The 1,388-nt window shown below is 57.2% G+C and carries 1 protein-coding gene and 1 pseudogene; both read right to left on the bottom strand.

Annotation, left to right across the window (positions count from 1 at the left end; translation table 11 throughout):
• Positions 1–135: 135 nt before the first annotated feature.
• A pseudogene (locus R3F72_RS18490) lies at positions 136–1,044 on the bottom strand (IS481 family transposase); the annotation flags it as partial.
• A 111-nt stretch (positions 1,045–1,155) separates the two neighbouring features.
• The coding region (locus tag R3F72_RS18485) for a topoisomerase DNA-binding C4 zinc finger domain-containing protein (RefSeq protein WP_332780472.1) at positions 1,156–1,388 on the bottom strand (233 nt) is incomplete at its 5' end.

The raw sequence follows: 1,388 nt of genomic DNA, 5'->3' as shown, positions 1-1,388 counted from the left end.
AGGTGGATAGGCTTTCACCCATAGCGGATGGCTCTCTTGGTTCAGATTCTTGGCGGAACACACTGAATTTTCAAGAGAATACCATCCGCTATCTTCGTTTTCGGGCCGGCCTCATGAATAAGCCGGGATCATCGCAATAGGTGATTGATGGTGCAGTGCCTTCTGCGGGATGTGGTGATTGTACAGCCAGGTATAGCGTTTCAGCGTCTGTTCCAGGTCCTCGCCTGAGGCATAGCGCCGAGTCGCCAGCACGTCGCTGATGCGGCCGTTGAAGCGCTCCACCATGCCGTTCGTTTGCGGCTTTCCCGGCTTGATCAGGCGGTGTTCAATGTCATGTGCCTGGCACTCCTGGTCAAATGGATGCCGGCCGCTGGGCTTGCGCTCACCTGCACGTGTGAAGCGATCGGTAAAGGATTTGCCGTTGTCAGTCAGCACCGTCTGGATCTTGAAGGGCGCCTTCTCTTCCACCTGCTTCATGAACGCGCGAGCATCCTTCGCGGACTGACTGCTTCGGATCTCCAGATACACCCAACGCGTGGCGCGATCGATGGCGACGTACAGGTAGCGTTTTTGCTCCTCATCGGGCATCTGAGGCAGGTGCTTGATGTCGATGTGCACATACCCCGGTTCGTAGTCTTTGAAGGGCTTGTGCCTCGGCTTCTCGTCATCTCCGACGTCCTGCCGAGCCAGTTCCGCTAGTGTCGGCACGTCGCGCCGCTGGAGCATGCGATGCAGGCCGGAGCGAGACAACCGGGAGTTCAGGAACTCACGCGCCACGACGAGGAGATCATCCAGACCGAGGCGAAGGAATTCGCGCGCTGCGATCAGCACCTCCTTCTGCTCGGGCGTGAGCGTGGCCAGCAGGTTGTGACGCGTGTGCGATCGATCATGGACATCGTCACGGTACCGCCAGCGCCGTATGGTCGTGGTGGCGACACCATACTGGCGGGCCAGCTCGCTATCCGTGATGCTGGAGGGCGCTGCCTGGATCTCGGCACGGATCTTCGGTGTCGTGGTCGCTTGTTTATGCAGCTTGATGTCCATGAACTTGCTCCCGGATGAATTGCTGAAGAAGCTCCCTCGCTGCTAGCAGAGGATAACTTCTATAGGCGATCTGATCATCCGGGACCCTACAGTATCCATTTACAACGCTGTTCATCTGGAGTTCCCTTTTCTTTTCGCTGCTTGCTTCGTGGCATGACGTTGGCGCGTTATTTTCATAATTGCCTTCGTTCCATCGCAGTCGGGATAGCGGGAGCATGACCAGAAGGGGCCATTGCTGCTCTTGCGCTTGCGCATTTTCGCCTGACACTTGGGACAGGTTTCGCTGAGTGCCTCGGGCAGATTCAACTGAGGCTGCTGGAGCGCGATCTCAATAAGCTTATCGA

The sequence above is a fragment of the Salinicola sp. 4072 genome, from assembly GCF_036663415.1.
GTDB lineage: Bacteria > Pseudomonadota > Gammaproteobacteria > Pseudomonadales > Halomonadaceae > Salinicola > Salinicola salarius_A.
This window is presented reverse-complemented; position numbering and strand designations above follow the sequence as displayed.